Source organism: Bradyrhizobium sp. A11, assembly GCF_042077125.1.
GTDB lineage: Bacteria > Pseudomonadota > Alphaproteobacteria > Rhizobiales > Xanthobacteraceae > Bradyrhizobium > Bradyrhizobium japonicum_B.
In genome coordinates this window covers 309,050-334,237 of record NZ_CP149509.1, presented here as the reverse complement: position 1 = coordinate 334,237, position 25,188 = coordinate 309,050, and the positions used below count along the sequence as shown (strand labels likewise).

At 64.1% G+C, this 25,188-nt stretch carries 20 protein-coding genes; 7 read left to right on the top strand and 13 right to left on the bottom strand.

Annotated elements, in window-relative coordinates; translation table 11 throughout:
- Positions 1-180 precede the first annotated feature (180 nt).
- From WI560_RS01495 to urtA, 8 genes are all read right to left on the bottom strand, one after another.
- The gene (locus tag WI560_RS01495) at positions 181-1,221 is read right to left on the bottom strand and encodes an aliphatic amidase (protein WP_375306610.1); all 1,041 of its coding nucleotides are present in this window, start codon (positions 1,219-1,221) and stop codon (positions 181-183) included.
- Between the two features lie 45 nt (positions 1,222-1,266).
- Positions 1,267-1,644, bottom strand: coding sequence for a zinc ribbon domain-containing protein (locus WI560_RS01490; RefSeq protein ID WP_375306609.1), 378 nt, complete (start codon positions 1,642-1,644; stop codon positions 1,267-1,269).
- Between the two features lie 111 nt (positions 1,645-1,755).
- A complete protein-coding gene (gene fmdA / locus WI560_RS01485) occupies positions 1,756-2,985 on the bottom strand; it encodes a formamidase (protein WP_375306608.1) in 1,230 nt (409 codons plus the stop codon).
- Positions 2,986-3,012: 27 nt separating this feature from the next.
- Complete coding sequence (urtE, locus tag WI560_RS01480) at positions 3,013-3,702, bottom strand: urea ABC transporter ATP-binding subunit UrtE (RefSeq protein ID WP_257197140.1); 690 nt, start codon at positions 3,700-3,702, stop codon at positions 3,013-3,015.
- An 11-nt stretch (positions 3,703-3,713) separates the two neighbouring features.
- The gene (gene urtD / locus WI560_RS01475; protein WP_375158284.1) at positions 3,714-4,469 is read right to left on the bottom strand and encodes an urea ABC transporter ATP-binding protein UrtD; all 756 of its coding nucleotides are present in this window, start codon (positions 4,467-4,469) and stop codon (positions 3,714-3,716) included.
- Between the two features lie 10 nt (positions 4,470-4,479).
- Positions 4,480-5,622, bottom strand: a complete 1,143-nt coding sequence (gene urtC / locus WI560_RS01470; protein WP_375306607.1) for an urea ABC transporter permease subunit UrtC — start codon at positions 5,620-5,622, stop codon at positions 4,480-4,482.
- A 17-nt stretch (positions 5,623-5,639) separates the two neighbouring features.
- Positions 5,640-6,566: an urea ABC transporter permease subunit UrtB gene (urtB, locus tag WI560_RS01465; RefSeq protein WP_257179285.1), complete on the bottom strand. Its 927-nt coding sequence runs from the start codon at positions 6,564-6,566 to the stop codon at positions 5,640-5,642.
- Positions 6,567-6,698: 132 nt separating this feature from the next.
- Positions 6,699-7,958 (bottom strand): urea ABC transporter substrate-binding protein, encoded by a 1,260-nt coding sequence (urtA, locus tag WI560_RS01460; protein ID WP_375306606.1) that lies wholly within the window; start codon positions 7,956-7,958, stop codon positions 6,699-6,701.
- A 172-nt stretch (positions 7,959-8,130) separates the two neighbouring features.
- On the opposite strand from urtA, the gene WI560_RS01455 reads away from it, so the two are divergent.
- Positions 8,131-11,502 (top strand): ATP-binding protein, encoded by a 3,372-nt coding sequence (locus WI560_RS01455; RefSeq protein WP_375306605.1) that lies wholly within the window; start codon positions 8,131-8,133, stop codon positions 11,500-11,502.
- The gene (locus WI560_RS01450; RefSeq protein WP_375306604.1) at positions 11,486-12,412 is read left to right on the top strand and encodes a response regulator; all 927 of its coding nucleotides are present in this window, start codon (positions 11,486-11,488) and stop codon (positions 12,410-12,412) included. The genes WI560_RS01455 and WI560_RS01450 overlap by 17 nt, the downstream gene beginning before the upstream one ends.
- Before the next feature lie 239 nt (positions 12,413-12,651).
- Here the strand turns inward: WI560_RS01450 and WI560_RS01445 are convergent, their stop codons facing one another.
- Together WI560_RS01445 and WI560_RS01440 are read right to left on the bottom strand one after the other, a co-directional pair.
- On the bottom strand, positions 12,652-14,154 hold the full coding sequence (locus WI560_RS01445) for a flavin-containing monooxygenase (protein WP_375306603.1): 1,503 nt from the start codon (positions 14,152-14,154) through the stop codon (positions 12,652-12,654).
- A gap of 124 nt (positions 14,155-14,278) precedes the next feature.
- Complete coding sequence (locus WI560_RS01440; protein WP_375306602.1) at positions 14,279-15,037, bottom strand: trypsin-like serine protease; 759 nt, start codon at positions 15,035-15,037, stop codon at positions 14,279-14,281.
- Between the two features lie 104 nt (positions 15,038-15,141).
- Between WI560_RS01440 and WI560_RS01435 the strand changes: the two genes are divergently transcribed.
- Complete coding sequence (locus WI560_RS01435; RefSeq protein ID WP_257179278.1) at positions 15,142-15,777, top strand: HAD-IA family hydrolase; 636 nt, start codon at positions 15,142-15,144, stop codon at positions 15,775-15,777.
- Positions 15,778-15,881: 104 nt separating this feature from the next.
- Here WI560_RS01435 and mtnA read toward each other — a convergent pair whose 3' ends face one another.
- The 3 genes from mtnA to WI560_RS01420 all read right to left on the bottom strand — a co-directional run bounded on the left by mtnA (position 15,882) and on the right by WI560_RS01420 (position 18,311).
- On the bottom strand, positions 15,882-16,988 hold the full coding sequence (gene mtnA, locus WI560_RS01430) for an S-methyl-5-thioribose-1-phosphate isomerase (RefSeq protein WP_375306601.1): 1,107 nt from the start codon (positions 16,986-16,988) through the stop codon (positions 15,882-15,884).
- Positions 16,989-17,006: 18 nt separating this feature from the next.
- Positions 17,007-17,882 carry an S-methyl-5'-thioadenosine phosphorylase gene (locus tag WI560_RS01425; RefSeq protein WP_375306600.1) on the bottom strand — a complete coding sequence of 292 codons (876 nt, stop codon included), beginning with the start codon at positions 17,880-17,882 and terminating at the stop codon, positions 17,007-17,009.
- Positions 17,883-18,038: 156 nt separating this feature from the next.
- Positions 18,039-18,311: a phosphopantetheine-binding protein gene (locus tag WI560_RS01420; RefSeq protein WP_028133822.1), complete on the bottom strand. Its 273-nt coding sequence runs from the start codon at positions 18,309-18,311 to the stop codon at positions 18,039-18,041.
- A gap of 354 nt (positions 18,312-18,665) precedes the next feature.
- Between WI560_RS01420 and WI560_RS01415 the strand changes: the two genes are divergently transcribed.
- The 4 genes from WI560_RS01415 to WI560_RS01400 all read left to right on the top strand — a co-directional run bounded on the left by WI560_RS01415 (position 18,666) and on the right by WI560_RS01400 (position 25,074).
- A complete protein-coding gene (locus WI560_RS01415; protein ID WP_375306599.1) occupies positions 18,666-19,883 on the top strand; it encodes an acyl-CoA dehydrogenase family protein in 1,218 nt (405 codons plus the stop codon).
- A gap of 54 nt (positions 19,884-19,937) precedes the next feature.
- Positions 19,938-20,930: an amino acid--[acyl-carrier-protein] ligase gene (locus WI560_RS01410; protein ID WP_375306598.1), complete on the top strand. Its 993-nt coding sequence runs from the start codon at positions 19,938-19,940 to the stop codon at positions 20,928-20,930.
- Between the two features lie 37 nt (positions 20,931-20,967).
- Positions 20,968-21,843: an acyl-CoA acyltransferase gene (locus WI560_RS01405; RefSeq protein WP_375306597.1), complete on the top strand. Its 876-nt coding sequence runs from the start codon at positions 20,968-20,970 to the stop codon at positions 21,841-21,843.
- Between the two features lie 363 nt (positions 21,844-22,206).
- Positions 22,207-25,074, top strand: coding sequence for a PAS-domain containing protein (locus tag WI560_RS01400; protein WP_375306596.1), 2,868 nt, complete (start codon positions 22,207-22,209; stop codon positions 25,072-25,074).
- The last annotated feature ends 114 nt before the right edge of the window (positions 25,075-25,188 follow it).

Here is a 25,188-nt window from a genome sequence, read left to right as displayed (position 1 = left end):
TGAGACGGGGTGGGGTGACGGTCTCTTCCCATCCAACAGTGCCCGAGAGGAGAGATCACCCCACCCCGCTCGCGCTACGCGCGATCGACCCTCCCCCTCCAGGGGAGGGTGGCAGTCCCCGCTTAGCGACGTTCGAGGGACTCACACTCCAAGATCACCGACGCGGAATCCGCCAACAGCTCAGTAGTTGCTGGCCGCCGCGCCGTTCGGAATGCCGTCGATCGGACATTCGTCAGTCCCCGGCGTCGCGCGGGTCATCGCCTCGACCATGTCCCGCGTGCCTTCGGGATCCCTGATCCAGTTCTTGTAGAAATCATACGGACACGCCGCGACGCCGCGCGGACTGTCGCCGGAATTGATCATGCCGGTGTAGCCGCGGTGGACCAGCTTGTAGAGATGGTTCTGCGACTGGCCGTTGCGGCGCGCGTCGCGGATCAGGTGTTTCGAGAGCTGGGCGTACTGGATGCCGTAATCCTCCTCGCCGCACTCGCCGAGGGTGCGACCGTCGAAGCCGATGATCGCGGAATGGCCGAAATAGGAATAGACGCCGTCGAAGCCGGCGGCATTGGCAACCGCGACATAGACGTTGTTAGCCCAGGCCATCGCCTTGGAGATCATGACCTGCTGCTCCTTGGCCGGATACATGTAGCCCTGGCAACGCACGATCAGCTCGGCGCCCTTCATGGCGCAGTCGCGCCAGATCTCCGGATAATTGCCGTCGTCGCAGATGATCAGGCTGACCTTGAGCCCTTTCGGCCCCTCGGACACATAGGTGCAATTGCCGGGATACCAACCCTCGATCGGCACCCAGGGCATGATCTTGCGGTACTTCTGCACGATCTCGCCCTTGTCGTTCATCAGGATCAAGGTGTTGTAGGGCGCCTTGTGCGGATGCTCCTCGTGGCGCTCGCCGGTCAGCGAGAACACGCCCCACACCTTTGCCTTGCGGCAGGCTTCGGCGAAGATCGCGGTCTCCTCGCCGGGCACCATGGACGCCGTCTCGTACATCTCCTTGGAATCGTACATGATGCCTTGCGTGGAATATTCCGGGAAGATCACGAGGTCCATGCCGGGCAGGCCGAGCTTCATGCCGACGATCATGTCGGCGATCTTGCGGGCGTTGTCGAGCACCTCGGCCTTGGTGTGCAGGCGGGGCATCTTGTAATTGACGACTGCGACGCCGACCGTGTCGTTGCTGCTGGAGATGTCACCGTGAAGCATGTTGAGCGCTCCTGTACCTTGTCTGTTTGATGCTGGCGTGTCGCGTTAGTGGCTGATCATCCAGGGCCGCGCCGTCGGAAAGCCCTTGGCGCCGCCTCCGGACCTGGTCATCAGCCGTGCCGGCTTCTTCTTGTCCGACGGGCCCTTGTCCTTCACCGTCTTGCCCGACGAGCAGCAGCCGCAGCCGGGGCCGTGCGAGGCCTTGTATTGCGCCAGCGTCTGCGGCGCGTGCGAACTGCGCTCGTTGACGGCATGCGCCTTGCGCTCGTCGGCCGGCATGCAGAAGAAATTTGGCGCGGTCAGAATCACCCGCGGCGCTGGGGTCTCGCAGTGCGGACAGCTCTGCGGATCGTCGCATTCCGCCATCGGGCGCAGGTCCTTGAAGGGACCGCAATCATCACAGAGATATTCATAGACCGGCATCGTATCACCTACGCTGTTGCCTGTTCACACAACTCGCTGCCACCGCGCGTGTGGAGACAGCCCCTCACCCCAACCCTCTCCCCGTAAGAGCGGGGAGAGGGAGCGCAAGCGTCACTTGTCTGGCGAGATCGGCATCTGGATGTCGCCGGTGATGTGCTTGATGGGCCCTGCCGCCGACGGGCTCACGTCGAAGTCGAAGATCTCCGTCGGCAGCCACAGCGTGGCGCAGGCGTTGGGCACGTCGACCACGCCGGAGATGTGGCCCTGGCACGGCGCGGTGCCGAGGATCGAATAGGCCTGGGCGCCGGAATAGCCGAATTTCTTCAGATACTCGATCGCATTGAGACAGGCCTGGCGATAGGCGATGTGGACGTCGAGATAGTGCTGCTTGCCGGCTTCATCCACCGAGATGCCTTCGAAGATCAGGTAGTCCTTGTAGTTCGGCGTGATCGGCGACGGCTTGAAGATCGGGTTCTTGATGCCGTATTTCGACATGCCGTCCTTGATCACCTCGACCTTCAGATGCAGCCAGCCGGCCATCTCGATGGCGCCGCAGAAGGTGATCTCGCCGTCGCCCTGGCTGAAGTGCAGATCGCCCATGGAGAGACCCGCGCCCGGCACATAGACCGGGAAGTAGATCTTCGAGCCGCGCGAGAGATCCTTGATGTCGCAATTGCCGCCATGCTCGCGCGGCGGCACCGTGCGCGCGCCTTCGGCGCCGATCTTGGCCTTGACGTCGCCCTTGGCACGACCGCCATGGGCCGTGGGTGCGAAGGGCGGATTGGCAAGGCCGGGCACGCGGGTCGGGTTGGTCGAGATCAGCTCGGCCTCGCGCTTGTTCCAGGTCTCCAGCATCTTGGGATCGGGCAGGCAGCCGATCAGGCCGGGATGGATCAGGCCGGCGAAGTTGACGCCGGGCACGTGGCGCGACGAGGTGTAGAGGCCCTTGATGTCCCAGATCGACTTCTGCGCCAGCGGGAAATGGTCGGTGAGGAAGCCGCCGCCGTTCTGCTTGGAGAAGAAGCCGTTGAAGCCCCACAGGCTTTCCTTGAGCGGACCGACGTCGAGCAGGTCGACGACGAGGAGGTCGCCCGGCTCGGCGCCCTTGACGCCGATCGGTCCGGACAGGAAGTGCACGATCGACAGGTCGATGTCGCGCACGTCGTCGGCGGAATCGTTGTTCTTGATGAAGCCGCCGGTCCAGTCATAGGTCTCGATGATGAAATCGTCGCCGGGATTGACCCAGGCCACGATCGGGATGTCGGGGTGCCAGCGGTTGTGCACCATGTCATTTTCATAGGCCGACTTGGTGAGATCGACCTTGATCAGTGTCTCTGGCATCGAGAGGCTCCCCTTTTGCACGGTTGGTTAGACGGACAGATATTTCGAGACCTGCGCGGCATCGACGGCATCGCGCGGATCGTCCCGCACGATCTCGCCGTTCTCGATCACCAGCACGCGGTCGGCGATATCGAGCGCGAAGCTCAGGACCTGCTCGGACACGACGATGGAGAGCCCCTTCTCGTCGCGGATACGCTTCAGCGTGCGCGCCATCTCCTTGATGATCGAGGGCTGGATGCCTTCGGTCGGCTCGTCCAGCAGCAGGACCTTCGGCTTGGTCGCGAGCGCACGCGCGATCGCGAGCTGCTGTTGCTGGCCGCCCGAGAGATTGCCGCCGCGCCGGCCTTTCATCTCCAGCAGCACCGGGAACAATTCGTAGATGTCGCCGGGCACCTCGGAGCCGCCGGAGACGACGAGCCCGGTTTCGATGTTCTCCTTCACCGTCATGGTCGAGAAGATCATGCGGCCCTGCGGCACATAGGCGAGGCCCTTGGCAACGCGCTCAAAGCTCTTGAGGTTGCCGAGCTCGGCGCCGTCCATGGTCACCGAGCCGCTTTTGGCGGGCAAAATGCCCATCAGCGACTTCATCAGCGTGGTCTTGCCCATGCCGTTGCGGCCCATGATCGCCACGATCTCGTTGGGCGCGACCTTGACGTTGAGCCCGTGCAGCACCTCGCTCTGGCCATAGGCGACGTGGAGATCGGAAATTGCCAGCATCAGCGTGTTCCTTAATGGCCGAGATAGACTTCAACGACCTTGGGGTCGTTCTTCACCTTCTCCATGGTCCCCTCGGAGAGGATCTGGCCCTGGTGCAGCACGGTAACCTTGTGCGCGATGTCCTCGACGAACTTCATGTCGTGCTCGATCACGAGCACCGAGCGATTCTTGATGATGCGGTTGAGCAATTCGGCGGTCTTGGCACGCTCGGACACGCTCATGCCGGCGACGGGCTCGTCCAGCATCAGAAGGTCGGGGTCCTGGATCAGCAGCATGCCGATCTCGAGCCATTGCTTCTGGCCATGGCTGAGCTCGTCGGCATAGGTGTTGAGCTTGTCCTTGAGGAAGATCATCTCGGCGACCTCCTCGACCCGGTCCTTCACGAGCTGGTCGCGCTGGAAGGTCAGCGAGCCGAACACGGTGCGACCGCGCGGGAACGAGATCTCGAGGTTCTCGAACACGGTGAGGTCCTCGAACACCGAAGGCGTCTGGAATTTGCGGCCGACGCCGGTCTGCACGATCTCGTTCTCCTTCATCTTCGTGAGCTCCTTGCCACGAAACTGGATCGAGCCCGAGGTCGCCTTGGTCTTGCCGCAGATCAGGTCGAGCACCGTGGTCTTGCCGGCGCCGTTGGGACCGATGATGACCCGGATCTCGTTCTCCTCGACATAGAAGGAGAGATCGTTGACCGCCTTGAACCCGTCGAACGAGACGGTCAGTCCGGAGACGGCGAGCAGGAAGTCCTTGGGCTGATGTCCGATGAGCATGATCCCCTCCTCACTCTGCCGGTGCGCCGTCGGCGACCGAATTGTCGGTCCAGCCCGCCTTCGGCTTGCGTGAGCCGAACAGCCGGTCGATGCGCGGCTGTACGTAGTCGGCCCAGAGCCCGGACAGGCCGTTCGGGAAGGCGAGCACGACGGCGATGAACAGCGCGCCGAGGCCGAACAGCCAGAGTTGCGGAAAGGATTCCGACAGGCTGGTCTTGGCGAAATTCACCAGGATAGCGCCCCAGATCGCGCCGAAGATCGACATGCGCCCGCCGACCGCGGTGTAGATCACCATCTCGATCGACGGCACGATGCCGACGAAGGACGGCGACATGAACCCGACATTGAGCGCGAACATGGCGCCGCCGATCGCGGCGAAGACCGCCGCCATGCAGAAGGCGAAGATCTTGAAATTGGCGACGCTGTAGCCGGAGAAGCGGACGCGGTCCTCTTGCTCGCGCATTGCGACCAGGATGCGGCCGAGCTTGGTCAGGCGGATGAACTGCGCGATGCCGATGCAGGCGAACAGCAGCACCACCTCGACGAAGTACAGGATGATCTTGGCGTGGTCGGGCCGGATGTCCCAGCCCTTGAGCGTGCGCAGATCGGTCATGCCGTTGATGCCGCCGGTATAGCCCTGTTGCCCGACGATCAGGATGGTGAGGATGGCGGCGACGGCCTGGGTGATGATCGCGAAGTAGGTGCCGCCGACACGACGCTTGAACATCGCGGTGCCGATGATCAGGGCGAACAGGCCGGGGACCAGGATGATGGCGAGGATGGTGAAGGTGAGGCTGTGGAATGGCTGCCAGAACAGCGGCAGTGACGTGATCTGATTCCAGTCCATGAAATCGGGGATACCGGGTGTCGACTGGATCTTGGTGTTCTCGACGCTCGAGGCTTCGAGCTTGAGGAACATTGCCATGCAATAGCCGCCGAGGCCGAAGAACACGCCCTGCCCGAGGCTCAAGATGCCGCCATAGCCCCAGCACAGTACGAGGCCGAGCGCGACAAAGGCGTAGGTGAGGTATTTCGCGACCAGATTGAGGCGGAATACATCCAGCGTCAGCGGCAGGATCACGAACAGCACGGCGGCCAGCGCGATGAAGCCCATCAGTTCGGATCGGTTGAAGAAGCGTGAGTTGATGATCATGACTTGCCTGCTTCTCGTTATTTGCGGACTTTGAGGGCGAAGAGGCCCTGGGGCCGCAGCATCAGGATGCCGACGACCGCGAGCAGCGTGAGCACCTTGGCCATCGAGCCCGACATGAAGAATTCGAGCGTCGATTGCGTCTGCGAGATCGAGAAGGCGGAGGCGATGGTGCCGAGCAGGCTGGCGGCGCCGCCGAACACGACGACCAGGAACGTATCGACGATGTAGAGCTGCCCCGACGTCGGCCCGGTCGAGCCGATCATGGTGAAGGCGCTGCCGGCAATTCCGGCGATGCCGCAGCCGAGGCCGAAGGTGTAGCGGTCGACCTTCTCGGTGTTGATGCCGACCGCGCCCGCCATGATGCGGTTCTGCACCACGGCGCGCACCTGGCGCCCCCAGCGCGACATGTAGAGCACGTAGGCGACACAGACAGTGATCAGCACGGTGAGGCACATCACGAAAATGCCGTTGATCGGCACCTCGATGCTGTCGGTGACCTGGAGCGAACCAAGCATCCATTGCGGCAACTCGACGCCGACCTCACGTGCGCCGAACACGGAGCGATAGGCTTGCTGCAGCATCAGGCTGAGGCCCCAGGTGGCGAGCAGCGTATCGAGCGGACGCTTGTAGAGGTGCCGTATCAGCGCCCATTCCACCAGCATGCCCAGCGCGCCGGATGCGACAAAGGCCAGGATCATCGCCAGGAAGAAGTAGCCGGCGAACAGGCCCGGCAAGTAGGCCTGGAAGAGATTGGAGGTCATCCAGGTGACGTAGGCCCCGAGGATCATGAACTCGCCATGGGCCATGTTGATGACGCCCATCTGGCCGAAGATGATGGCAAGCCCGAGCGCCATCAGGACGTAGACCGAGAACAGGATCAGCCCGGCAAAGCCCTGCATGACGAAGATGGAGCCGAGATCACCAAGCGAATAGTCGCCGAACATCGATGTCCTCCGTCGGGGATAAGGGTCCCGCGTCGCGATGCAGACTCGCGACGCGGGGTCTTGCGGCATGGACTTGCAATCCACGCCAGGGAGCGGCTTGGCCTGTGGGAGAAGCGCGACGGATGTCGTCGCTTATTGATAGCCCTTCGGGAACGGATCCGGCTCGACGAGATCGGCGGTCTCGTAGATCAGCTCGAACTGGCCATCGAGCTTGGCGCGCCCCACCCGGGTCTTCGACCACAAATGATGGTTCTCGTGGATGCGCACATAGCCTTCCGGCGCGCCCTTGAACTCGACGCCCGGGGAGGCCGCCGCGATCTTGTCGACGTCGAAGGAGCCGGCCTTCTCGACCGTCAGCTTCCACAGCCACGGGCCGAGATAGGCAGCCTGGGTGACGTCGCCGATCACGGTCTTCTCGCCCCACATCTTCTTGAACGCCGAGACGAAAGCCTTGTTGTTCGCATTGTCGAGCGACTGGAAGTACTTCATGCAGGCATAGGCGCCCGCGATGTTCTCGCCGCCGATGCCGTCGATCTCGTCTTCGGTCACCGAGATCGTCAGCAGCGCCTGCTTAGAGAGATCGATGCCGGCCGCCTTGAGCTGCTTGTAGAACGCGACGTTGGAGCCGCCGACGACGTCGGTGAAGATCACGTCCGGCTTGGTCAGCTTGATCTTGTTGATGACCGAGTTGAACTGGGTCGAGCCCAGCGCGTAATATTCCTCGCCGACGACCTTGCCCTTCAGCACGTTCTCGACGTGCTTGCGCGCGATCTTGTTCGAGGTGCGCGGCCAGATGTAGTCCGAGCCGATGAAGAAGAAGGACTTGGCGCCCTTCTCCTTGGCGATCCAGTTGAGGCCCGCCAGAATCTGCTGCGTCGCTTCCTGGCCGGTGTAGATCACGTTCTTGGACTGCTCGAGGCCTTCGTAGAAAGTCGGGTAGTAGAGCATGCCGTTGTATTGTTCGACGACCGGCAGCACGGCCTTGCGGGAGGCCGAGGTCCAGCAACCCATGATCGCCGCAACCTTGTCGTTGACGAGGAGCTTCTTCGCCTTCTCGGCGAAGGTCGGCCAGTCCGACGCACCGTCCTCCTGGATGAACTTGATCTTGCGGCCGAGCACGCCGCCCGCCGCGTTGATCTGCTCGATCGCGAGCTTTTCGGCCTGGATCGAGCCGGTCTCGGAGATGGCCATGGTGCCGGTCGCCGAGTGCAGGATGCCGACCGTCACCTCGGTGTCGGTGACGGCAAGACCCGTGGTGTTGACCGCCGAGGTCGCCGGCGCCTGGGCGAATGATCCCCGCGGCAGCATCGTCATGGCCGGCACGGCGGCCATTCCCATCAATAATTTGCGCCGAAACGGCGATAACAGGCCATTGTTTCGTTCGTCCGACATGAGCACCCCACTTTTTGTTCGAGACCACGCGATTGGTGCGGTGAGGATGGCGCGGATTGGGGCAGCGGGCGCATACGCAAGATCGCGTATACTGCACCGCAAAATGCCGACGTAGGCTCTTGGTACGGAATTTGCGAGGGGCTCCGGGTCCGTATCGGCAGTGGGGTAGAGCGTGGCAGGGCGGCAGCGAATAGACCGCGTCAGGCGCCAGTACAACCAATGGGTCGCCAACCAGACGCTGGAAGACTACGCGCTGCGCTTCACGGCCAAGAGCGCACGCCGCTGGTCCGCCGCCCGGGTCGCCAACACTGCGCTGGGCGCGATCTCGTTCCTGGCGATGGAGGCGATCGGCGGCACCATCACGCTGAACTACGGCGTCACCAACGCCACTGTCGCCATTCTCGTGGTTTCCCTCATCATCTTCTGCTGCGGCGTTCCGATCGCCTATTATGCCGCCAAATGCGGCATCGACATCGACCTGCTGACGCGCGGCGCCGGGTTCGGCTACATCGGCTCGACCGTCACCTCGCTGATCTACGCGTCCTTCACCTTCATCTTCTTCGCGATTGAAGCGGTGATCCTCGCGTCCGCGCTCGAGATGTGCTTCGGGATTCCGCGGCCGATCGGCTATCTCATCAGCGCCGTCGTCATCATCCCGCTGGTGGCTTACGGCATCACGCTGATCAGCCGCTTTCAATTGTGGACGCAGCCGCTGTGGATCGTGCTGCACATCATCCCATTCGCGGCGATCGCCTGGCACAACCCGCATTCCTTTACGGAATGGCGCAAGTTTTCCGGCGAGCACGGCGACCTCAACGGGCAATTTGATCTGCTGCTGTTCGGTGTCGCGGCCTCGGTCGTGTTCTCGCTGGTGGCGCAGATCGGCGAGCAGGTCGACTTCCTGCGCTTCCTGCCGCGCGACCGCCGCGCGTCCAAGGCCTCCTGGTGGATGGCGCTGATGAGCGCAGGCCCCGGCTGGATCGTGCTGGGCGCGCTGAAGCTGCTGGCGGGCTCGTTCCTCGCCTTCTTCGCGCTCAGCCACGGGGTGCCGCCCGAGGAGGCCGCCGAGCCGGCGCACATGTATCTCGAAGCGTTCCGCTACGTGCTGTCGCAGCCCGATCTTGCGCTGGCCCTAACCGGAACGTTCGTGATCCTCTCGCAGGTCAAGATCAACGTCACCAACGCCTATGCCGGTTCGATCGCGTGGTCGAACTTCTTTTCGCGCCTGACCCACAGCCATCCCGGCCGCGTGGTGTGGCTGGTCTTCAACGTCATCGTGGCCCTGTTGCTGATGGAGATCGGGGTCTACAAGGCGCTGGAGCAGACGCTGGCGCTTTATTCCAACGTCGCGATCGCTTGGGTCGGCGCGCTGGTCGCCGATCTCGTCATCAACAAGCCGCTGGGCTTGCGGCCGCAGCAGATCGAATTCAAGCGCGCGCATCTCTACGACATCAACCCGGTCGGCGTCGGTGCGATGACGATCGCGACCATCGTCTCCATCAGCGCCTTTTACGGTCTGTTCGGGCCTACCGCGAAGGCGCTGTCGGCCTTCATCGCGCTCGCCGTCGCCTTCATCGCCGCCCCGTTGATTGCCTGGGCCACCGGCGGCAAATACTACATCGCACGCAAGCCCAAGCGCAGCTGGCAGAACATCGAATCGATCCAGTGCTGTATCTGCGAGCACGCGTTCGAGCCGGAGGACATGGCCTCCTGCCCCGCTTACGCCGGGCCGATCTGTTCCCTGTGCTGTTCGCTGGACGCCCGCTGCCACGATCTCTGCAAGCCGCATGCGCGGATCCAGGCGCAGGTGTCGGAGACGCTGGGCAAGCTGATGCCGCAGCCGATCTACGCCCGGATCAACTCGCAGCTCGGCCACTATATCGGCGTGTTCGTGGTCTCGGCGGGTCTCGTCGCGCTGGTGCTCGGGCTGATCTATCTGCAGACATCGGCGAGCGTACATGGCGAAAATGCACTCGTCTCCGACGTGCTGTGGAAGGTGTTCTTCTCGCTCAGCATCATCATCGGTGTGGTCGCCTGGCTGTTCGTGTTGGCGCAGCAGAGCCGCCGCGCGGCCGAAGCCGAGACGCGGCGGCAGACGACACTGCTGATCCAGGAGATCGACGCCCACAAGCGCACCGACGCCGAGCTCCAGCGCGCCAAGGAAGTCGCCGAATCCGCCAACCTCGCCAAGAGCCGCTACGTGGTAGGCCTGAGCCACGAGCTGCGCTCGCCGCTGAACGCGATCAGCGGCTATGCCCAGCTGCTGGAGCAGGATGCGACGCTGAGCGCCAAGCCGCGCGACCAGGTCCGCGTCGTCCGTCGCAGCGCCGACCACCTCTCCGGCCTGATCGACGGCATTCTGGACATCTCCAAGATCGAGGCAGGGCGGCTGTACCTGTCGCGCGACGAGGTGCGCCTCGGCGAATTCCTCGACCAGCTCGTCGGCATGTTCCGTTTGCAGGCCGCGGCCAAGGGCATCGACTTCGTGTTCCGGCGGCCTCCACACCTGCCGCTGGTGGTCTATGCCGACGAGAAGCGGCTGCGCCAGGTGTTGATCAATTTGCTCTCCAACGCCATCAAGTTCACCCAGAGCGGCAGTGTGCAGTTCGTCGTGCACTATCGCAGCCCCGTGGCCGAGTTCGAGGTGATCGACACCGGCCCGGGCATCCGGGCCGACGACCTCGAGCGCATCTTCGCGCCCTTCGAACGCGGCGCGCTCGGCGTCTCGCAGCCGCAGACCGGCACCGGGCTCGGCCTGACCATCAGCCGCCTGCTGGCCGGGGTGATGGGCGGCGATATCAAGGTCACGAGCACGGTCGGGACCGGTTCGACCTTCAAGGTCAAGCTTCTGCTCTCGGAGGTCACCAATCCGCAGCGCATCGCGCCGGTGGAGGCGCCGGTCTCCGGCTATCACGGCGCGCGCAAGACCATCCTCGTCACCGACGACGATCCCGTGCATCGCGACCTGCTGCGCGAGGTGCTGACGCCGCTCGGTTTCATCCTGCTCAGCGCCCCCGATGGGCCCGGCTGCCTCGCACTGGCGCAGCATTGCCGGCCCGATCTGTTCCTGCTCGACATTTCGATGCCGGCCATGGACGGCTGGGCCGTAGCGGAGGCCTTGCGCGCGAGCGGCCATCACCAGGCGCGGATACTGATGGTGTCGGCAAGCGCACTAGAGGCCCACGGCGCGCCGCTGGCACAGCCCTTCCACGACGGCTATCTGATGAAGCCGATCGACATCCCTCGGCTCTTGGAGACGATCCGCCAACTCCTCAAGATCGAGTGGCAGTACGGTTCGAACGAGATCGCAGTGCCGTTCTGGCGTCCCGAGACTGGTTCAAGGCCGCCGGCGCGGCACATCGAGGCGCTGATCGGGCTCGGCCAGATCGGCTACGTCAAGGGCATCCAATTGAAGCTGGACGAGATCGGCAGCGAGCATCCGGAGCATGCCGACTTCGTCGCGCAGATGCGCTCGCTGGTCGACCGCTTCGATCTCGATCAGTACATGGACACATTGAAGACATTGCATGCGCATGAGCATTGAACCGAAGAAGCGCGACGTCGCGCTCGTTGTCGATGACTCTCCGGAGACGCTGCGGCTGCTGACCGACGCGCTCGACGGTGCCGGCATGACGGTGATGGTGGCGCTCGACGGCGCAGCCGCGATGCGCATCGTCGACCAGATCACGCCCGACATCGTGCTGCTCGATGCCGTGATGCCCGGAATCGACGGCTTCGAGACCTGCCGCCGGCTCAAGCGCGACGCCGACCTTGCCAATGTCCCTGTCATCTTCATGACGGGCCTCGCTGAAACCGAGCACATCGTGCGCGGGCTCGAGGCCGGCGGCGTCGACTACGTGACCAAGCCGATCGTGATCGAGGAGATGCTGGCGCGGATCCGCGTTCATCTCGGCAATGCCCGGCTGACGCAGAGCGCGCGCGCCGCGCTCGACGTCTCCGGCCGCTTCCTGTTCGCGGTCAACCGCCAGGGCAACGTGCTGTGGGCGACGCCGCAGGCGCAGAAATTGATGTCCGACCATCAGGGCACACAGGCCGACGACTTCGTGCTGCCGCCATCACTGCTGCAATGGCTCGAGCAGGCCAAGGCCAAGGGCAGCTCGAAGTCGCAGGCGACCTCGTTACCCGACAATCCGCAACTCCGGCTCTATTACATGGGCGAAACGGCGCCGAACGAGTTTCTGCTGCGGCTCTCCCGGGAGTCCGGCACCGCGCTGCCTCCCGAGTTCACCAGCGAGCTCGGCCTCACCACCCGCGAGGGCGAGGTGCTCGCCTGGCTCAGCAAGGGCAAGACCAACCGCGACATCGCGCAGATCCTGGGCCTCAGCCCGCGCACCGTCGACAAGCATCTGGAGCAGATCTACGCCAAGCTCGGCGTGGAGAACCGGACGGCGGCGGCGGCGATTGCGGCGAATGCGACGCGGCGGAATTCTTAGGCGTGGCGTGAATGAGTTGAGATGCTGCGCACCCGATCCACGGTGTCGTCCCGGACAAGCGCAGCGAAGCGGAGCGCCGATCCGGGAGCCATAACCCCCGGGAGGTGTTTTGCGAAGACTCGGAGTGATCAGCGTGCCCAGTAACCACTCCCTGTGGTTATGGGTCCCGGGCTCGCTTCGCACCCCGGGACGACAGCGGAGTGTGTGGCGATCGATAGCCGCCCCTTACATCGGCATCTTCAACTGTACACAAACGCGTTGTCGTCCAGATCCGTCTTCGGAATCTCGTCCTTTTCGGTCCAGTAATCCTGGCTGTGCTGCCATTCCGGCTTGTCGCCGCGCTTGGGCAACAGGTCCATGTTGCGCATCATGTAGCCGGGATTGAAGTTTTCCGGATCAATCCAGGGCAGGATCGGCATGTTGTGGTCTTCGGGGCGCAGTTTCACCTCGACCTTCCTGGCGCCCTTGGCCTTCATGTGACCGAGCAGCCGGCAGACGAAATCGGCGACGAGGTCGACGCGCAGCGTCCAGCTGGCGCGGAAATAGCCGAACACCCAGACCATGTTGGGCACGCCCGTGAACATCATGCCGCGATAGGTGACGGTGTCGCCGAAGGCGAGCGGCTTGCCGTCGATCTCGAAGGCGATGTCGCCGAGCGCCGCGAGATTGAAGCCCGTCGCGGTGACGATGACGTCGGCTTCGAGCAGCTTGCCCGATTTCAGCTGGATGCCGTTCTCGACGAAGCACTCGATCTCGTCGGTGACGACGGAGGCCTTGCCGCTGGCGATGCCCTTGAACAGGTCGGCATCCGGGACGAAGGCGATGCGCTGGCGCCAGGGCCGGTAGGTCGGCGTGAAGTGCGTCTCGACATCGTAATCGGGGCCGAGCACAGCGCTGATCTGGCCGATCAGCTCCTTCTTCACCTGCTCGGGCTTGGATACGCAGAGCTTGGTGAAGGCATCCTGCTCGAACAGGATCTTGCGCCGCACGATCTCGTGGATCCACGCCTCGTCGACCTGAAGCCGGCGCAGCTCTTCGGCGATCTCGATGGCGTTGCGGCCGAGCCGGAAATAGGTCGGCGAGCGCTGCAGCATGGTGACATGCGCGCATTTGTCCGCGATGTTCGGCACCAGCGTCGCCGCAGTGGCGCCCGAGCCGATCACGACGACCCTCTTGTTCGTGAGGTCGATGTCGTCAGGCCAGGTCTGGGGATGGACGATGCGACCCTTGAAGCGGTCCATGCCCTTCCATTCCGGTGTATAGCCTTCCGAATGGCGGTAATAGCCCTGGCACATCCAGAGAAAGTTCGCGGTGAACGTCCTTGCTTCGCCGGTGTCGGTCGTCACCGCCTCGATGGTCCAGAGATTCTGCTCGCTCGACCAGCTCGCGGAATTGATCTTGTGCTTGTAGCGGATGTGCTTGGCGATATCGTTCTCGTCGATCACCTCTTTCATATAGGAAAGTATCTCATCGGCCGTCGCAATCGGCGGGCCGACCCACGGCTTGAAGCTGTAGCCGAAGGTATGGAGATCGCTGTCGGAGCGAATGCCGGGGTAGCGATGTGTGCTCCATGTGCCGCCGAACGTCTCCTGCGTCTCCAGGATGACGTAGCTCGTGCCCGGAAGCTGCTTCTGGATGTGATAGGCGCTGCCGATGCCGGAGATGCCGGCACCGACGATCAGCACGTCGAAATGTTCCGAAGCTTGCTTGGTTGTGGCGTGACTGCGAACAGCGACATTCATTGGTGCTTCTATGCCTTGCTTGTTTTTGTGGCCGCCCTTGACGGGCAACGCGTTTCCTCCGCGACCGGCATGATCACCCGGCGCGCTTCCGCTTCAAAATGACATAGATCAAGTCGCGGTCAAATCACAGCGCCGCGCCCCAGCCCCGCGCGGTCTGCAAGATCCAGTCGCGGTACAGCGTGAGCGGCGTGACGCCGGTCATTCCGCCGCAACCGGCCGCACCGTTCGGCCCCGTGGACCAGCTGACGAGCCCGACGAGGAAGGCGCCATTCGGCTTGTCCTCGAACACAGGACCGCCGGAATCGCCGGTGCAAGCGCCGATTCCCTCGCGAACACCGTTGGTTACGGGATCGACCAGCCTAATCTGGAGCGTGCCGGGCTGGCCCGTGGCAACGAGCCCGGCCACACGCGTGATGCCGCCACTCTTGCCGTCACCGTGGACCGTGACGCCAATGCCGGCGATGACGAATCGGCTGCCGACCCGGATTGGGATCGTCGGCGTGCCGACCGTCACTGTGGATTTTCCCTTGAGTGGAATTTCCAGTTGCAGCAACGCCACGTCGGCGGTGGCGCGGTGCGATTGCATCGCCTGCATGCTGAAGTTCGGATGGATCGCGACCGTGCGCACGTTCAGCAATTGCGGCGTACCGTCGGCGCCGCGATCGACCACCTTGTAGTCCGCGCCAGGCTGCACGCAGTGCGCGACCGTCAAGACCACGCGCGGTGCAATCAGGCTGCCGGTGCAGAAATTGCCGCGCGAGCCGACGATGGTGACGATGGCGCGCGCGACACCATCGGCCTGCGGCGTGCCGCCGCCGACGATGGCATGAGCTGACCCGACGGTCAGCAGCGCAGCGATGACGAGAGTTGCAAGCTTCTTCATGGGAACACGCTTCGGCGTCGTTGACGGCGGCAGATGGCTTCGGACTGGCCCTTGCCGATAGCGCATGCTAGCCGTCTTGGAAAGGAATTGACGAGGGCAGGACATTGGCGATCGAGGCGGTGATCTTTGATTTTGGCGGCGTGCTGACGAGCTCGCCCTTCGAGGCGTTCGCGCGGTTCGAGACGGCGCGCGGCCTGCCCGTCGACATCATCCGGCGCACCAACGCCGCCAACCACCTGGAAAACGCCTGGGCCAGGTTCGAGCGGGCCGAGGTCGACATCGAGACGTTCGATCGATTGTTCGCCGAGGAATCTCGCGCGCTTGGCGCCGAGGTGCGCGGCCGCGAGGTGCTGCCGCTGCTGCAGGGCGAGCTGCGCCCGGAGATGGTCGAGGCCCTGAAGCGCATCAAGGCGCAATTCAAGACCGGCTGCATTACCAACAACCTTCCGGCCAATGCGATCGGCAGCCTGACCGGGCGCTCGCTCTACATTGCCGAGGTGATGGTGCTGTTCGACCATGTGATCGAATCCGCCAAGATCGGCCTGCGCAAGCCCGACCCGCGCATCTACGCGCAGATGGTAGACACATTGAAGGTCGATCCAAAGAACTGCGTCTATCTCGACGATCTCGGCGTCAACCTCAAGCCCGCGCGCGAGATGGGCATGACCACGATCAAGGTGACGAGCGGCGCACAGGCGATTGCCGAGCTGGAGAAGGCGACGGGGCTGACGCTGGGGTAGACAGCGCGCCAGTGACGCTGCCGTAGGGTGGGCAAAGCGCAGCGTGCCCACCACTGGCAAATCGTGGGCACGGCGCTTCCGCGCCTTTGCCCACCCTACGAGAGCTATTCCGCCGCGGCAGCGATCCGCTCCGGGAATGCCGCAGCGAGCGAGGCTCGATCCGGCTTCAGCACGCCGCGCTCGGTGATGAGACCTGTCACAAGGCGCGCCGGGGTCACGTCGAAGGCGTAGTTCGCGACCGGCGAGCCCTCCGGCACGATCCGCACCGTCTCCAGCCTTCCATCGGCGGTGCGGCCGGTCATGTCGGTGACCTCGACGCCGCTGCGCTGCTCGATCGGGATATCGCGGATGCCGTCATGGACGGCGAAATCGATCGTGGGCGACGGCAGCGCGACGTAGAACGGCACGTTGTTGTCGTGGGCGGCGAGCGCCTTCAGATAGGTGCCGATCTTGTTGCAGACGTCGCCATTGGCGGCGACGCGGTCGGTGCCGACGATGGCGAGATCGACCATGCCGTGCTGCATTAGATGGCCGCCGGTATTGTCGGGGATCACGGTATGCGGCACGCCGTGATGGCCGAGTTCCCATGCGGTGAGCGAGGCGCCCTGGTTGCGCGGACGCGTCTCGTCGACCCAGACATGGATCTTGATGCCGCGCTCATGCGCAAGATAGATCGGCGCCGTCGCGGTGCCCCAGTCGACGGTGGCAAGCCAGCCGGCGTTGCAATGGGTCAGCACGTTGACCGCCTCGCCCGGCTTCTTCGATGCGATCGCCTCGATCAGCTTCAGACCGTTGCCGGCGATGCCGCGATTGATCTCGACATCCTGCTCGACGATCTCATCGGCGCGCGCATAAGCGGCCTCCGCCCGTTCATCGGGATCGATCGGCGCCAGCGTCGCACGCATCTCGTCCAGCGCCCATTTCAGATTGATCGCCGTCGGCCGCGCCACGACAAGCGTGTCATAGGCCCGTTTCAGCCCGGCGTCGGAGGCATCCTCGCGCATAGCGAGCGCCATGCCATAAGCCGCCGTCGCGCCGATCAACGGCGCGCCGCGCACCAGCATGTCGCGGATCGCGACGGCCGCGTCTTCGCACGAGATCAGCTTCGCGACGACGAACTCATGCGGCAGCCGGCGCTGATCGATCGCGCCGACCGACCAGCCGTCACGCTCACGCCAGATGCTGCGGAAGTGCTTGCCGTCGACCTTCATGGCATTCTGCCTTTCGTATCACGCCCGCAGCACGCGTCCCGCCACCGCGTCGAGCTTCTTGAGCAGCTCCGGATCGCGCGCCTCGGGCGCCGTGATCAGCGCGGTGTCGAGCGCGCGGTCCGAGCCGATCGGGCACGGCTCGTGCTCGCGCGGGAAATCCCTTGCCAGCCGCGCCACCAGCGCCTTCGCCTTGTCGGCGTTGGAGCTCAGCACGCGGATGATGTCCTGCACAGTGACGGCATCGTGGTCGGGATGCCAGCAATCGAAATCCGTCACCATCGCGACCGTGGCGTAGCAGATCTCCGCCTCGCGTGCGAGCTTTGCCTCGGGCATGTTGGTCATGCCGATCACGGAATAGCCCAGCGTCTTGTAGGTCATGCTCTCGGCATAGGTGGAGAATTGCGGACCTTCCATGCAGACATAGGTTCCCCCGCGCGCAATCGCGATATTCTCGGCTTCGGCCGCTGCCGCAAGGTGGATGCGCAACCGCGGCGAGACCGGATGCGCCATCGACACATGCGCGACGCAGCCCCGCCCGAAGAACGAGCTCTCGCGCTTGTGGGTACGGTCCACGAACTGGTCGACGAGGACGAAGGTGCCGGGCGGAAGTTCCTCCTTGAACGAACCGCAGGCCGACAGCGAGATCAGGTCGGTGACCCCGGCGCGCTTGAGCACGTCGATATTGGCGCGATAGTTGATATCGGAGGGCGACAGCCGATGGCCCTTGTCGTGCCGCGGCAGGAACACGATCGGCAGGCCGGCGATAGCGCCGCGCCGCAAGGGAGCCGACGGCTCGCCCCAGGGACTTCCGATCACCTCTTCGCGCGCATCCTCGAGGCCCGGCAGATCATAGATGCCTGAACCGCCGATGATGCCCAATACCGCCTGCGCCATGCCTGCTCCACCCTGTTCGCCACGTGCGACATGGTTAAGCTATGCCAGTTTTGCGGCGGCTTTGGAACGGGGATGGTGCAGTGATGCCGGTGCCGTGAGGAGGGCGATTGCGCACTAGGCAGGGACGACACACCTGGAAGAGAGCAGCGCCCTGACTTAAGCCGCGTTCGCCAGCTGCAGCTGCGCCGCCACCATCCGCTCCAGGGTCTCGACGGACTGGAAATTCTCCGGCGTGATCTCCGACTGCGGGATCGTGAAGTCGAACTCGGCTTCGACCCCGAGCATCAGATTGACCATATCCATCGAGGTCAGGCCGGCGTCGACCAGCTTGGCGGATGGCGTGAGGTCGGCGCTGAGCGAATTCTGCTCGAGGATGCCCTTCACCAGCTTGATGATGCGGTTGCGCAATTCGGTATCAAAGGCCTGCATCGGCAAATTCCCGTCTGTCGTCGGAGGTGGACCAGCTCCGGCTACGATGGGCGCGGCCCGCCGGTCCTGCAATGGGAGGCACCAATACTTCGCGTTTGTTAGTAAACGATGACTCAGATTGTCTGGAATTCGAGCTTCTTCCAGATTCCTAACGCGATGCTCGAAAAGCGGGAGGCACAAACAACCCGACCTTAACTGTTCGTTCGGAATTTGGCTTTGTTTACCCTGTATTTGATCGACGAATTTGAATTAAATCCGTAGCCTCGTCTCACAAGCAAAGATGACCGGAGGATCGCTTTCAGCGGCGTCGCAATGACGCCGGCGATCTCGAACGGCAACCGGAGGCGGACGAGTATGAACGTGCGTGAAGCAATCCTCACTGTCGACGAAGCACAGACGAGCTTCCTCGAGCAGGGTCCCTCCCTGATCGAGCGCACCGCCCGAACCGCCGCTGCTGCGGCGGCCGACGCCGACGAGGTCGATCGCGACGCCCGTTTCCCGCACAAGGCTTTCGAGGCCGCCCGCGAGCAGAAGCTGCTCGGCGTCATGATCCCGGTCGAATTCGGCGGCTTCGGCGCTTCCATCTACGACGTCACCGACATCTGCTACACGCTCGGCCGCGCCTGCGCCTCGACCGCGATGATCTACGCGATGCACCAGACCAAGGTCGCCTGCGTGATCAGGCACGGCCACGGCATTCCCTGGATGGAGACCATGATGCGCCGGGTCGCCCGCGACCAGTGGCTGCTCGCCTCCTCGACCACCGAGGGCCAGAACGGCGGCAACATCCGCGCCAGCGCCGCCGCCGTCGACCACGCCGGCGACACCATCTCGCTGGTGCGCGACGCCACCGTGATTTCCTACGGCGCCGAGGCCGACGGCCTCGTCACCATCGCCCGTCGCGCCACCGATGCCGCGGCCTCCGACCAGGTGCTGCTGGCACTCGCTAAGGACGATTATTCGCTGAAGCGGACCCTTGGCTGGGAAACGCTGGGCATGCGCGGCACCTGCTCGACCGGGTTCGAGCTGAAGGTCGACTGCCCCGCCGACCGCGTCTTCCCGGAATCCTATGACAAGATCCACGCCCAGACCATGACGCCGTTCGCACATCTGTGCTGGTCGTCGGCCTGGGCCGGGATCGCCGCCGCAGCCGTCACCCGCGCACAGGCCTTCATCCGCAAGGCAGCCCGCAGCTCCGGCGGCCAGATGCCGCCCGCCGCGGCACATTTCACCGCCGCCAAGATGTCGCTGGCAAGACTGCGCGCGCTGCTGTCGGCCAATATCGACGCCTTTGCCCGCGCCGAGCACGACGAGCGCGCCCTCGGCTCGCTCGACTTCCAGTCCTCGATCACGCTTCTGAAGGTGCAGGCCTCCGAGCTGGCGGTCGAGACCGTGATGCATGCGATGCGCACGGCGGGCCTCTCCGGCTACCGCAACGACGGCGAATTCACCATGGGCCGGCACCTGCGCGACGTGCTGTCGGCTCCGATCATGATCAACAACGACCGCATTCTCGCCAATGCCGCGACATCGACGCTGATGAGCGGCGTGCCGACAAGCCTTCGTGACTAAGTCCTCGGCGACCGAACCAACAAGAACAATTTTGAGATAGCAGGATACCGGACCATGAACATTGCCATCCTCCCCGATTCGCCGACGACCGCGCCGCAGGCGATCGATCCGCTCGATCATCTCGCCGACAAACTGTTCCATCGCATGGGTGCCGACGGAGTCTACGCCCGCACCGCGCTCTATGAAGGCGTCGTCGAGAAGCTTGCCGCGCTGATCACGGGCCATCGCGAATCCGGCACCGAAGTGATGCGCTTCCCGCCGGTGATGAGCCGGGCTCAGCTGGAGAAATCCGGCTATCTCAAGAGCTTTCCGAACCTGCTCGGCTGCGTCTGCGGCCTGCACGGGACCGAGCGCGAGATCAACGCCGCGGTGAGCCGCTTCGATGCCGGCGGCGACTGGACCACCTCGCTGTCGCCCGCCGACCTCGTGCTGTCGCCAGCAGCCTGCTATCCGGTCTATCCGATCGCGGCGAGCCGCGGGCCCCTGCCGAAGGGCGGCCTGCGCTTCGACGTCGCCGCGGATTGCTTCCGCCGCGAGCCATCGAAGCATCTCGACCGGCTGCAATCGTTCCGGATGCGCGAATATGTCTGCATCGGCAGCCCCGACGACGTCGCCGACTTCCGTGAGCGCTGGATGGTGCGCGCGCAGAACATCGCGACCGACCTCGGCCTCACCTTCCGCGTCGACTATGCCAGCGACCCCTTCTTCGGCCGCGTCGGCCAGATGAAGGCGGTGAGCCAGAAGCAGCAGCAGCTCAAGTTCGAGCTTCTCATTCCGCTGCGCTCGGAAGAGCAGCCGACGGCCTGCATGAGCTTCAATTATCACCGCGAGCATTTCGGCACGACCTGGGGAATCCAGGATGCCAACGGCGAGCCGGCCCACACCGGCTGCGTTGCCTTCGGCATGGACCGGCTTGCGGTCGCCATGTTCCACACTCACGGCACCGACCTTGCGGCCTGGCCCGCCAAGGTTCGGGACGTGCTGGGCCTGCAGCCGCTGGCACCGGCCGATGCCCATGTCGCGGCCCATGTCGAGGGCTGGCGCTAACCGAACGAGGCCTGTCATTTCCACGGGTAAGACGAGCGTGATCCACACCAAGGTCCGATGCCGCGAGATCACCGAGTCCGACGCAGACGCGATCGCTGACTTGCTGACGCGCGGCTTCGTGGGCCGCTCGCGCAACTACTGGATCCAGGGCCTGCGCCGACAGGCCTTCCGGCCCGTACCGGAGGGCTATCCGCGCTTCGGCTACATGCTCGACAATGACGGCACGCCGGTCGGCGTGCTGCTGCTGATCTATACGGCACGCAGGAATGGCGAAGAGACTGCCATTCAGTGCAACCTGTCCAGCTGGTATGTCGATCCGGCCTATCGCAATTACGCTCCGCTGCTGACCAAGATCGCCCAGCGGCACAAGGACGTGACTTACTTCAACATCAGCCCGGCGCCGTGGACCTGGCCGATCATCGAGACCCAGGGCTTTCGCGCCTATTGCCGCGGAATATTCTTCTCGGTGCCGGCACTGGCGCGTGTCCCTCGCGCGAGCGAGATCGAGGTCATCTCGCCTCACGCCAAGACGATCGAGGGGCTTTCCGAATCCGAAGCCGAGCTGCTGATCCAGCATGCGCGGTACAATTGCCTCAGCCTGGTCTGCCGAACGCCACAGGGAACGTTTCCTTTCATTCTGCAACCCGTCCGCATCCGCCGCGGCTTCATCGCGCCCCCTGCGATGAAGCTGATCTATTGCCGTAACGCCGCGGAATACGCCGCCTGTGCCGGCCGTATCGGCCGGCTGCTGCTTCGGCTCGGCAAGATCGCGGTGGCGGTCGATGCCAACGGGCCGATTCCCGGTCTTGTCGGTATTTATACCGAACGGCGCGGTCGCAAGTACTTCAAGGGCCCGCACCGGCCGCAGCTCGGCGATCTCACGGACACGGAGCTCGTGTTGTACGGGCCTTAGGGCAGTGCTCGGCCGAGAACACACCGTTGTCCCTGCGAACGCAGGGACCCATTACCGCGTGATCCATCTCTAAGTCCCGGCAGTCGTACCCGGGCCCCCTTCACTTCCAGTTTTTCGCCAAACATCTTCCTGTGGCTATGAGTCCCTGCGCCCCGTGCGCAATTGCGCACTAGGCAGGGACGACACTGATGTGTTGTGTATCTCTCGGCCAAGTCTCGCTTGCGCCTCTTCATTTACGACACTCTCTCCATCGCCGGTCACCCTCCGTAAACTACTGCGCTTAAGGGAATTTTCCGGCCTCTTCGCTACGCTCAGTGGTTGAATTAGGTTGCGTTAATTGCTCGCCGAGATCCCGCCGATCCCATGACGTCGACCTGCGACAACGAGCTTGATGCACGCCGCGAGCTGGGCCCGGAGGCCCTGGTCGCGCTGAGCCAGCTTGCGCTCGACCACATGGAGCAGGGCGTCTGCGTTTACGACGCGGAAAACCGCGTCGTGCTGGTCAACCAGCGTTACCTTTCCCTGTTCGATATGTCGGCCGACGTCGTGCGGGTAGGCACGAGCTACCGCGAGGTGCTCGCACACAGCGCCGGGCGCGGCAACTTCCCGCCAAGCGAGCTCGACGCGCTCTACTCGGCGCGGATCGCACGGATCGCAGCGGGAAAGCCGTTCCGGACCGAGCAGCGGCTCGCGACCGGCTTCGTCATGTCGCTCGAGTTGAAGCCGCTTCCCGGCGGCGGCTGGATGACGATCTGCGACGATGTCACCCGCCTAGCCCGGCTCGAAGCGGAATTGCGCGTGCAGACCGAGCGCAGCCAGCACGCGCTCGCCAACATGTCGCACGGCCTCATCATGTACGACGCCGACAGCCGCGTCGTCGTCTGCAACGAGCGTTTCCTGAACCTCTACAACCTCGATCCCGGGGTCGTGAAGCCGGGGGTCTCCCATCGTACGGTGCTCGACCATTGGGTGGCGCGGGGCAATTTGTCGGGCATGCCGGCCGACGAATTCCACGATTCCAGATTGGAGGACGTGCGTCTCAGACGGACGAAATCGCTGCTCGTGATGCGTTACGACGGCCGCATGGTGCAGACGATCTCCCGCTTCCTGCCCGACGGCGGCTGGGTGACCGTGCACGAGGACGTCACGGAGCGGCTGCAATACGAGGAAACGCTGCGGCAACAGAACGTCATGCTCGATGCGGCGCTGGAGAACATGGCGCACGGGCTTGCTTTCTACGACAGCGACATGCGGCTTCGGATCTGCAACACCACCTACCGCAAGCTCTACCGATTATCGCCGGAGGAAACCAGGCCCGGCACGCATCTGGCCGAGCTGATCGAGCGTTCGATGGCGAACGGCGCGTTCTCGTCCGAGTACAGCCCCCAGCAGATCCTGGAAGACGCCCGCACGCGGATCGCGAGCCGCGATTCCTCGCCGATGCGTCGGCGCATGTCGAACGACACCGTGGTCTCGGTACGCTATTGCGCCCTGACCGACGGCGGCTTCGTCGCCACCTATGAGGATATCACCGAGCGGGAACATGCGATCGGGGAGCTGAGCGAGCAGTACCGCCGCTTCGACGCGGCGCTCAACAACATGAGCCAGGGCCTGTGCATGCTCGATGCGAACCTGCGCGTGATCGTCTGCAATCGCCGCTATATCGAGATGTTCGGCCTGTCGCCTGACGTCGTGAAGCCGGGCGTCTCGATGCGCGAGATCATGGAGCACAGCTGCGAGCTGGGCCTCCATCCTGACATGACGGGAGCCAGGCTTTATGCCGATTACGTCGAACGGCTGCGCGAAGGCGAGCACACGCTGCACCGGCATTTGAACGACGGCCGCATCATCAAGCTCAACCACAAGCGCATGGAGCAAGGCGGCTGGGTCGTCACCTACGAGGACGTCACCGAGCGTCACAAGGCCCAGGCCCGCGTGGCGCACATGGCGCGGCACGATTCGCTCACCGACCTGCCCAATCGCCTGCTGTTCCGCGAGAAGATGAGCGAGGGGCTGAACCAGGTCGCGATCGCCGGCGGCGCGATGGCGGTGCTGTGCTTCGACCTCGACAATTTCAAGACCGTCAACGACCGCCTCGGCCACGCCGCGGGCGACCGCCTGCTGCGCTGGGTCGCGGCGCGCCTCAAGGAGAATGTCGGCGAGCACGACACCGTCGCACGTCTCGGCGGCGACGAATTCGCCGTCCTGCAGCGCGGACCGCAGCCGCAATCGGCGGAGAAGCTCGCCAGACGCCTGGTCGAGGTCATCGGCCGCCCGCCGCCGCTGGAGAACCAGTCGATCCATGTCGGCGCCTCCGTCGGCATCGCGATCGCGCCCGACCACGGGCTCGATGCGGACGAGCTGATGAAGTGCGCCGACCTCGCACTCTACCAGGCCAAGGCCAAGGGGCGCGGCGCCTATCAGCTGTTCGAGCCCGAGATGGAAGAGGAGGCACGCAGCCGTCACGCGCTGGAGCAGGATTTGCGCGGTGCGCTGGAGGCGCGCGAATTCCACCTGGTGTTCCAGCCGCAGATGCGGCTCGATTCGTCGGAGCTCACCGGTTTCGAGGCACTGCTGCGCTGGAAACATCCCTCGCGCGGTCTGGTCTCGCCGGCCGAATTCATTCCGATCGCGGAAGAGAACGGGCTGATCGTTCCGATCGGCGAATGGGTGCTGCGCAGCGCCTGTGCGACTGCCGCGTCCTGGCCCGACGTCAGCGTCGCGGTGAACCTGTCGCCGGTGCAGTTTCGCTCGCGCGGATTGGTGGCAATGGTCACGAGCGCGCTCGCTGAAGCCGGCCTGCCGCCGCAGCGGCTCGAGCTCGAAGTCACCGAAACGGCCCTGCTCGACGACAGCGAAGCGACGATCGAGATCCTGCACCAGCTTCGGGCGCTGGGAGTGCGCGTCAGCCTCGACGATTTCGGCGTCGGCTATTCCTCGCTGAGCTACTTACGCAAGTTTCCGTTCGACCGCATCAAGATCGACCGCTCCTTCGTCGGCACGCTCGGCGAGAGCCCGGAGAGTGTTGCCATCGTCCGCACCATCGCAAGCCTCGGCTCCGTGCTCGGCGTCGAGACGACGGCCGAGGGTGTGGAGACCGAGGAGCAGCTCGATTTCGTCCGCGAATGCGGCTGCACCGCGGTGCAGGGCTATTATTTCGGCAAGCCGTGCCTCGCATCGGAGGTCGGCCGCACGATCGAGACGCTGAACACGGTCCGAAAGGTCGCCTGAGCCGCGCGCCGTCCGCCGACGGCGCAAATTCCGTGTCTCGGCAAGCGCCAGAACGACGGATTGTCGCACGCCCCGTTTCCGGCATGATTGGCTCCCCGACTGTGCACCGCGACC